Raw genomic sequence first — 8,573 nt, 5'->3', positions numbered from 1 at the left:
AAACCAAAGTGCAAATGGCTGCGTGAGCCAACCGAAACATCGAAACCGGAGAACCAAAATGAAAACGTGTTTGGTGGTCGATGATTCCAGCGTCGTGCGCAAGATCGCGCGCCGGATTCTGGAAGGCCTGGAGTTCGAGGTCACCGAGGCCGAGGACGGCTCGAAGGCGCTCGAAATCTGCCAACGCAAGCTGCCCGATGCGGTGCTGCTCGACTGGAACATGCCCGTGATGGACGGCTTCGAATTCATGGGCCATATGCGTCGCCTGCCCGGCGGCGACCAGCCCAAAGTGGTGTTCTGCACCACCGAGAACAACGTGGCTCATATCGCCCAGGCGCTCAGCGGCGGCGCTAACGAGTACATCATGAAGCCCTTCGACAAGGACATTATCGCCGACAAATTCGCTGAAGTTGGTTTGATCCCGGTCGGACAAACCATGGTCTGAGTGTGTCTGGCCCGCGTGTTTGGGCCAGAGTGTTCCCAGTACAGTTTCGAAGAGGCCATCCGTGACCCCGACCGAGTACGAGTATCTGCGCAAGTTCCTAAAGGATAATTCCGGTCTCGACCTGTCCGCAGACAAGCAATACCTGATCGAAAGCCGCCTGCTGCCGCTCGCCCGCAAGACCGGACTCTCCGGCATCGCCGAGCTTGTGCAGAAGCTGCAGGCCGGCGCGCGCCCGCTGATCACCGACGTGGTCGAAGCCATGACCACCAATGAGACCTTCTTCTTTCGCGACAAGGTGCCGTTCGATCATTTCCGCGACACGATCATGCCCGAGGTCATCAAGGCGCGCGCCGGCCGCCGCAGCGTGCGCATCTGGTGCGCCGCCGGCTCGACCGGGCAGGAGCCCTATTCGCTGGCGATGTGCCTGAAGGAGATGGGGGCGGCTCTCACCGGCTGGCGCATCGAGATCATCGCGACCGACTTGTCGCAGGAGGTGCTGGAAAAGGCCAAGGCCGGCATCTACAGCCAGTTCGAGGTGCAGCGTGGCCTGCCGATCCAGATGCTGGTCAAATATTTCAAGCAGATCGGCGAGACCTGGCAGATCAATCCCGAATTGCGGGCGATGATCCAGCATCGGCAGCTCAATTTGCTGCACGATTTTGCCCAGCTCGGCACCTTCGACGTGATCTTCTGCCGCAACGTGCTGATCTATTTCGACCAGGATACCAAGATCAACATCTTCAATCGCCTGGCGCGCCAGATCGAGCCCGACGGCTTCCTGGTGCTGGGTGCGGCCGAGACCGTGGTCGGATTGACCGACACGTTCAGGCCGATCGCGGAGCGGCGCGGCCTCTACAAGCCGAACGATCCGCGCGCGGCGGCAGCCAAGCCGGCTCTCGTCGACGCGGCCCCGCGCCTGGCGGCGATGGCAGGACGGTAAGCATGGCCGAGGATGGAAAAGGTGCGGAGCGCGTAACGTTCAGCCGCGGCTATGACGTCTGCATCATGGCGATCGACGGCACCTGGCGGCGCGACTGCAAGCTCAACGCGATCTCCGACACCGACGCCATCCTCACGGTGGAAGGCTCGATCCAGGGGCTGAACCTGAAAGAGTTCTTTCTGCTGCTGTCCTCAACCGGCCTCGCCTACCGCCGCTGCGAGCTGGTGCGCGTCAACGGCGCCGAAATGGACATCCAGTTCCTGCGCGGCAAGAACCGGAAGAAGCGCGGGGCGACCGGCGGCCATGACGCCGCAGCCTGATCGGCGCGTGGCTGGCGCCGCGCTTTCCGCCACGTTGCTTTATATTTGCTGAAACATCAGAGCCAATTTGCCATAGCCGCTTTACGTCGTCTAAGCGCGAGCCGTGTAACCATTGCTGGTCTCAATCTCAGGAATACCGGCAATGCCCAGAAGCTCTCTCTCCCCCGTCTCATCAAACCTGCCCGACGTCGCCGAGCGGCGTGCGCTTCAGCTCCTGGTGGTCGACGACGACGCCACGCAGCGCAGCCTGATCACGGTCGCTGCCAAGCAGGCCGGCCACGAAGTCACCGTGGCGCCGTCAGTGGCGGAAGCGATCGAGAAGCTCCGCGCCGCGCGCTTCGACTGCGTGACGCTCGATCTCGTGCTGGAGGATGGCGACGGCATCGACGTGCTGCGCGAGATGAAGGAGGCGAAATTCGCCGGCGCCGTGATCGTCATCAGCGGCATGGACGGCAAGCGCCGCAGTGCCGCCCGCAGCTTCGCCCGTTCCGTCGGGATCGAGCTCCAGAGCCTGCCGAAGCCGCTGGATCTGGCGGCCCTGCGCATCAGCCTCGCCAATCTCGGCAAGACCGCGATGGGCCTGCCGGCAATCCACACCTGGGGGGGTGTCGCCACCGACGCGATCGTGGAACGGCACCGCGCCTAAAGCTTGATCCGGACCCGAAGGGCCGGGTTAGCGCAAAGTGCGCAGCGGTTCCGAAAAGATCATGCTCAAACAACTAGCCTAAAGCGCGATGACGATTCATCCTAATCTCGTCGCGCTTTAGCTGCGGAGCTGCCATGCGATCGGATGTGGCCGCCGCGCCGACGCGCTGATCGCCATCCTACGCGTCGCTGGATTCCGACAGGCATTGCAGGGCGTGGCGAAGGCCCGCCCGGCAGGCGCCGAGGACGGCGCTCGCGGTGGCATACTGGGGCGTGACGTCGTCGAGGATGAAGACGTCCGCGGAACTTTCCGCATCATTGCCGTGTTCTTGATCCATGGCTGCGGCGATCCGGCGCATGCTGGTCTCGATCTGTACGATCAGCAAGCGAAGGTCAGCTGCAATCAGCTCACGGCTCTCGACTTCGGGCGTTGCGAGCAACGACGGTGTATCGGCCAAATTTAGCATGGATATTCTCCGTCTCCCGCAATTAGGCGCCATGCCGCTACTTGTGCGTTAAGTCTATGTCCCGTACAAATACGGGTGGGCCGAATCCGCGCCGAACGCCATAACGGTTGGCGCGGACGCGAGTCCTTCATGCCAACTGGATGTGGCACATGGCCGAACAAAGCTCTCGCGGTGAAATCTTCGTGGTCGACGACGACCCTGCCGTTCGCGACACCTTGTCGATGGTGTTGAAGGCGGCGGGCTATGAGGTGATCTGTTTTGCGGACGGCGCAGCGCTGCTCTCCGTCGCGCGGAACCGCACACCGGCTGCGATCCTGCTCGACGTGCATATTCCCGGAAAGTCGGGCCTCGACATTCTCAAGGAATTGCACGGCGAGGACTATCCGGCGCCGATCTTCATGATCTCCGGGCAGGGCGACATCGCGATGGCAGTCGGGGCGATCAAGAGCGGTGCGCTCGACTTCATCGAGAAGCCGTTCCGCGGCAGCGAGATCGTCGGCCGGCTCGACGAGGCGATCGGCGCCTATGCGCGCCGGCAGGCGGAGAATGCGTCGCCGAAATTCGGCTCGCTGCATTTCCCCGGACGTGAGCCGTTGACGCGCAGGGAGCGCGAGGTGCTCGAGCAGTTCGCCTCCGGTGCGTCCAACAAGGAAGCCGGCCGCACGCTCGGCATCAGCCCACGCACCATCGAGGACCACCGCGCCAACATCATGAAGAAGCTCGGCGCGCGCAATGCCGCCGACCTGATCCGCATCGTGATGACCGCGGCCCAGCGCGCGTCGTAAGGTCAATCGGCGAGCCTTTGTAGCCCGGATGGAGCGCAGCGAAATCCGGGACCGGTGCACGCGGCAAGAGACTTCCCGGATTGCGCTGCGCTCCATCCGGGCTACAGCGACCAGCTATAAAAGGCCTGCGCTCATCCCTGCAGTGCCCTGCGGATGATCCGCGCCAGATCCGATTTTCGATAGGGCTTGGCCAGCAGCAGAACCCCCGAATCCAGCCGGCCGTGATGGATGATCGCATTCTCGGTATAGCCGGACGTGTAGACCACCCTGAGATCGGGGCGGGTCTTCTGGATCTCGTCGGCGAGCTGACGTCCGTTCATCTTGCCGGGCATGATGACGTCGGTGAACAGGAGGTCGAACGGCTTGCCGGCGGCGACGATCGCGAGCGCCTCCGCGGCGTTCGCGGCCTGCAAGGTGACGTATCCCAGCGAATGCAGCTGAGCCAGCACGTAGTCACGCACCAGGCGGTCGTCCTCGACCACCAGGATGGTCTCGTGTCCGCCCTCGATCGCCGCCGCCGTCACGCCCTCGCCGACCGCCGTCGGCGTCTTGCCCGGCGGCAGGTACATCTTGATCGTGGTGCCGTGGCCTTCCTCGCTGTAGATCTTGATGTGCCCTGCGGACTGCTTGATGAAGCCGTAGACCATCGAAAGCCCGAGTCCGGTGCCCTTGCCCGGGCCCTTCGAGGTGAAGAAGGGGTCGAACACTCTGGCCAGCATGTTCGCAGGGATTCCGGTGCCGGTGTCGCTCACGGCAATCAGCACGTAGTGCCCCGGCGGCACGTCGTTGGCGCTGGCATAGACCTCGTCGAGATAGGCGGTGCCCGTCTCCACGATCAGCTTGCCGCCGTTCGGCATGGCGTCGCGGGCATTGAGTGCGAGGTTGAGGATCGCGGTGGTGAGCTGGTTGGGATCGACGATCGCGACGCAGCTCTCGTCCTCGAACACCGATTCGATCTGGATCTGCTCGCCCAGCGTCGGCCGCAGCAGTTTCGCGGTGTCGATGATCAGCGAGTTGATGTCGATCTCGCGCGGCTGGAGCGGCTGCTTGCGCGCGAAGGCGAGCAGGTGCTGGGTCAGGTCGGCGCCGCGCGCGGCCGCCTCGTCGATCATCTTGGTGATGGCGGCAAGCTGCGGCTCCTTCTCGACCGCCTCCGCAAGGATCTCGATGGTTCCGGTGATGACGGTGAGGATGTTGTTGAAGTCGTGCGCCACGCCGCCGGTGAGCTGGCCGACCGCCTCCATCTTCTCGGCATGGCGGATGCGCTCCTCGGCCGCGATCTTGTCGGTGAGGTCGCGGATGAACCCGTTGAACACGAAGCCATCGCGGCGTTTCAGCTCGGTAATGCTGAGTTCGACCTTGATCGCGGTTCCGTCACGGCGCTGGGCCTCAATGTCGAAACGGCGGCCGAGGATTGCGGCTTCTCCGGTCGCCAGGAAACGCTCCATGCCGGCCGTGTGTGCGGACCGCTGAGCTTCCGGTATGATTAATGTGGTGAGCTTCCGGCCGATCGCCTCGCTACGAAGCCAGCCAAAAATTCTCTCGGCCTGCGAGTTCCAGTCCAGTATCGTTCCGGTTTCGTCGATTTGCACAAAACCATCGAGCGCGGTCTCGACGATGTTGCGGGCGAGGCGCTCGCTCTCGCGGAGCGATTCCTGCGCGAGCCGCGCCTCCGTCATGTCGCGTCCGACGAAGAAGAAACGCTGCGCCTGCTCGGACCAGTTGCCGAGCCAGGACAGCCAGACCTCGTGTCCGTTCTTGTGCAAGCAGCGAGTGTCGCCGAGCCTGCGATGTTCGCCACGCCGCACCGCGCGCATGTCCGCGCGGGACTGCTCCAGATGGTCGGGATGCGCGAAGTCGGCGCCGCTGCGGCCAATCATCTCCTCGGGCCGGTAGCCGAGAATGGTCTCGCAGCTCGGGCTGATCTGCACGACATGGCCGCGCGCGTCCATGACCATGATCAGGTCCTGCGACGTCTCGAAGATCTGCCGGCGCTCCTCAAGTTGCTGCTGCAGCGCCCGCTCGGCCCGGCGCGCCTCGGTGAGGCTGCGCGCAGATCCGGAGGCGCCGATGATCTCGCCGGACGGTCCCCTGATCGGCGAGAGGCTGAGCGAGATCTCGACCGGCGTGCCGTCCTTGCGCAGGCGCACCGTCTCGAAGCGTTCGATCGGCTCGCCCCGGGCGATTCGCCGCAAGATTTCCTTGCCGTACTCGCGGCGGCCGGCGGGTACGATGATCGCGGTGGACTGACCGATCGCCTCGTCCGCCGAATAGCCATAGAGGCGTTCGGCAGCCGGATTCCAGCCCGTGATGATGGCATCAAGCGACTGCATCACGATCGCATCGTCGGATGATTCCACTGCGGCGCTGAACAAGCGCTCGCGCGCCGCATGATGGCTTCGAGCTGCCTCGGTGCGGCGATGCTCCTCGATCTCGCGTTGAAGCGCGGTCGTTTTCGCCCGGGTCTCCGCGACCATCTGGGCAAAGGCCCGTGCCAGCACGCCGGTCTCGCCGCTGGCATCGACGGGTATGTCCGCCGGACGTCCGCTGCCGATGGCCTGCACCGCCTTGGTCAGGCGGCCGATCGGGCGCGTCAATGAGCGCGCCAGGAGCACCGCGAGTAAAGCCGCAGCGAGCACGGCAAGCACGCCGACCAGCAGGGACGTTCGTTGAATCGCTGCGGGCACGAGGCCGAACACCGGCGAGGGAATCGTCTCGATGATCGCAACCCAGTCCTTGCCCACGAGCAGCGCCGGCGCGATCGCCGCCCCGCTCGGCCGGCCCGACCCGTCGGTCATGAGCCGCGTGGATCCTTCCAGCGTCCCGGCCGAGGCCGCAAAATACGGAAAATCCTTGCGCCAGTCGTTGGGACGATCATGCCATGCGCCGAATTCCCGCGTGCGATCGGGATGGACGAGATAGTCGCCGCGCGAATTCACGACATAGATCTCTCCGCCCGAGGTCACGGTGGAGCGGACGCGGTCGAGCGCCGGTCGCATGTCGATATTGGCGATGATGATGCCGAATGGCCTGCCGTCCGCCGTGAACAGCGGGGTTGCAACGCGTAAGGTCGGAATGTGCGAGGTCGTGGTCCCTCCGTGGCGGGTGGCGAGATCGATGGCGGACACGTAGATCTCGCCCGGCGCCAGCCGGATCGTCTCCTGAAAATAGCTCCGTTCGCTCTTGCGCTCCAGTTCGTCGCTGGGGGCGATCCGCGCCTTTCCATTCGGGCCGGAGCGATCGACGCGGACCAGCTCGCGCTGGTCGTCGTCGAGACCGATGATGCGAAATTGCCCGTAATTGGGTTTGGCGTCGATCTCGGCTGCGAGCCGCGCTGCGATGCGCTCGCGCCAGGTTTGCTCCGACACGCCGTCGGACGCGTCGATGCCTCCACCGATGTGAGCGCGGATCAGGCCGTTGATGGCTGCGGCAGAGCGGTAGCCGAGCAGATCGCCGCGCGCGCCGGCGACGTAGGATTCGAGATTGGTCGCCAGCAGCCGTGACTGGGCTTCGACGCGTTCCAGCACCCGCGGAATGACGGCTTGGGTGGTGTTGCGATAGCCCAGCCATCCGACTGCGGCCACGGTCACCGCCACCAGCAGGGTCATCGTGATGGCAAGCCGCGTTGCGAGCGTCATGGGGATATTCGCACCGGTTCCCGAATGGCCACGCCTGTTCTGGCCTGGAAAGGAATGAGGGTCCTTGTCATCGGTGGCCGGTGCTGACATCCGGATTCCCCACCGATGCCGCCTGGGCCGTGCCCAGGCAGCCATCGACCGCCGCGAGCAGTGCGCCTGGTCGGAACGGCTTTTGCAAGCTTGCCACCGCGCCGAGCTTGGTTGCCATCTTCAGGAAATTCGGCTCCGCATAGGCGTCCGGCGCGGCCGAACGGCCGGAAATGACGATGATCGGGATGGCCGGGGCCAGCGCCCGGATGTGGCGCATCGTCTCCAGCCCGTCCATGCCGGGCATGAAAATGTCGAGAAACAACAGGTCGAACGGGCTGGCCTCGAACAACGCAAGTGCCTTGTGGCCATCGCCGGCGACGGTGACGTGATGACCGGCCCGCTCCAGGAGCAGCCGGATCGTGATCTGCACGGCCGGGTCGTCATCCACGATCAGGATGTTGGCCACGTCTGAGATCCTCCGGGGTCGGATGGGGATGCCCCAGCGACCGCAAATCAAGCCATTAAAGACGAAATTGTTGCGCGGATTCCGCCCAGCCCGCAAGCACTTCGCGAGCGCCACCATCCGGTCGAGATTACCGAGCCTTGCCAACGCTATATGCACGCTCTCGTGCATAAGCCGGGTCAGCTCGGGTTCCCTCTTAGTCAGTCAGGTATTCGGGATAGCGGCTTCGGATCTTGTCCAGCTCGCTCAGCGTGCCCGACAGATGTTTGCGCAGATGCTGTTGCGCGGCCTCGGCATCTCCGGCCTCGATCGCGCGCGTGATCAGTCGGTGGTGACGGACGATGTTCTGGGCCTTGCCGGGTGAGGGCAAATGCAGCCGGCGCAGCCGGTCGATATGTCCGCTGCGGCTGCGCACCAGCGTCCAGAGTTCCTGCTTGCCGGCCGCGGCATAAAGCTGCGCGTGAAAATCATTGTCGCCGGCGATGAAGCTCTCGAAGTCGCCGGCCTTGGCGAATTGCTGCTGGAGCGCGATCGCGTGGTCGAGGCGGATGACCAGGGCCGCGTCATGCCTTTCCGCGAGCAGGCGGACGATTTCGAGTTCCAGCGCCTGGCGCAGGAAATGGGCCTGCTCGGCGCGGCCGACATCGACGCGGCTGACCACGGTGGCGTGCTGCGGAAACACGTCGACGAGCCCTTCTTCCTCCAGCCGCATCAGGGCGTCGCGGATCGGCGTCGAGCTGACGCCGAATTGCGTGGCGAGATCGGTGCGCGACAGCGGCGCGCCCGGCGGCAGCTCGAGCGCGAGAATCGCGTTGCGCAGCCGCTCGAACACCTGCGGCG

At 64.5% G+C, this 8,573-nt stretch carries 9 protein-coding genes; 5 read left to right on the top strand and 4 right to left on the bottom strand.

The features are described from left to right. The first annotated feature begins 58 nt into the window (after positions 1-58). The 4 genes from CWO91_RS40385 (at position 59) to CWO91_RS40370 (ending at position 2,351) form a co-directional block, all read left to right on the top strand. Positions 59-445: a response regulator gene (locus tag CWO91_RS40385; protein ID WP_091897857.1), complete on the top strand. Its 387-nt coding sequence runs from the start codon at positions 59-61 to the stop codon at positions 443-445. A gap of 61 nt (positions 446-506) precedes the next feature. Next, positions 507-1,385, top strand: a complete 879-nt coding sequence (locus CWO91_RS40380; protein WP_130220900.1) for a CheR family methyltransferase — start codon at positions 507-509, stop codon at positions 1,383-1,385. 2 nt (positions 1,386-1,387) lie between these two features. Further along, on the top strand, positions 1,388-1,705 hold the full coding sequence (locus CWO91_RS40375; protein WP_091897861.1) for a pilus assembly protein PilZ: 318 nt from the start codon (positions 1,388-1,390) through the stop codon (positions 1,703-1,705). A gap of 142 nt (positions 1,706-1,847) precedes the next feature. Continuing rightward, positions 1,848-2,351 (top strand): response regulator, encoded by a 504-nt coding sequence (locus CWO91_RS40370; RefSeq protein WP_130220899.1) that lies wholly within the window; start codon positions 1,848-1,850, stop codon positions 2,349-2,351. Between the two features lie 178 nt (positions 2,352-2,529). Here the strand turns inward: CWO91_RS40370 and CWO91_RS40365 are convergent, their stop codons facing one another. Further along, entirely contained in the window at positions 2,530-2,817 is a 288-nt protein-coding gene (locus CWO91_RS40365) for a hypothetical protein (RefSeq protein WP_130220898.1), read from the bottom strand. Between the two features lie 149 nt (positions 2,818-2,966). Here CWO91_RS40365 and CWO91_RS40360 point away from each other — a divergent pair, with 149 nt between their 5' ends. Then, positions 2,967-3,602 carry a response regulator transcription factor gene (locus CWO91_RS40360; protein ID WP_091897867.1) on the top strand — a complete coding sequence of 212 codons (636 nt, stop codon included), beginning with the start codon at positions 2,967-2,969 and terminating at the stop codon, positions 3,600-3,602. A 131-nt stretch (positions 3,603-3,733) separates the two neighbouring features. Here CWO91_RS40360 and CWO91_RS40355 read toward each other — a convergent pair whose 3' ends face one another. The 3 genes from CWO91_RS40355 to CWO91_RS40345 all read right to left on the bottom strand — a co-directional run. Continuing rightward, on the bottom strand, positions 3,734-7,330 hold the full coding sequence (locus CWO91_RS40355; RefSeq protein ID WP_130220897.1) for a PAS domain S-box protein: 3,597 nt from the start codon (positions 7,328-7,330) through the stop codon (positions 3,734-3,736). After that, positions 7,308-7,736, bottom strand: coding sequence for a response regulator (locus tag CWO91_RS40350; protein WP_130220896.1), 429 nt, complete (start codon positions 7,734-7,736; stop codon positions 7,308-7,310). Before CWO91_RS40350 ends, CWO91_RS40355 begins: the two co-directional genes overlap by 23 nt. A gap of 193 nt (positions 7,737-7,929) precedes the next feature. After that, positions 7,930-8,573 (bottom strand): GntR family transcriptional regulator (locus CWO91_RS40345; RefSeq protein WP_130220895.1); only part of this gene is annotated, 644 nt, incomplete at its 5' end.

It is taken from the genome of Bradyrhizobium genosp. SA-3 (assembly GCF_004212635.1).
Lineage (GTDB): Bacteria > Pseudomonadota > Alphaproteobacteria > Rhizobiales > Xanthobacteraceae > Bradyrhizobium.
This window is presented reverse-complemented; position numbering and strand designations above follow the sequence as displayed.

Coding starts and splice junctions, on each gene's coding strand:
- CWO91_RS40370 (WP_130220899.1), top strand. CDS start 1,848: ATGCCCAGAAGCTCTCTCTCCCCCGTCTCATCAAACCTGCCCGACGTC.
- CWO91_RS40375 (WP_091897861.1), top strand. CDS start 1,388: ATGGCCGAGGATGGAAAAGGTGCGGAGCGCGTAACGTTCAGCCGCGGC.
- CWO91_RS40365 (WP_130220898.1), bottom strand. CDS start 2,817: ATGCTAAATTTGGCCGATACACCGTCGTTGCTCGCAACGCCCGAAGTC.
- CWO91_RS40360 (WP_091897867.1), top strand. CDS start 2,967: ATGGCCGAACAAAGCTCTCGCGGTGAAATCTTCGTGGTCGACGACGAC.
- CWO91_RS40355 (WP_130220897.1), bottom strand. CDS start 7,330: ATGTCAGCACCGGCCACCGATGACAAGGACCCTCATTCCTTTCCAGGC.
- CWO91_RS40385 (WP_091897857.1), top strand. CDS start 59: ATGAAAACGTGTTTGGTGGTCGATGATTCCAGCGTCGTGCGCAAGATC.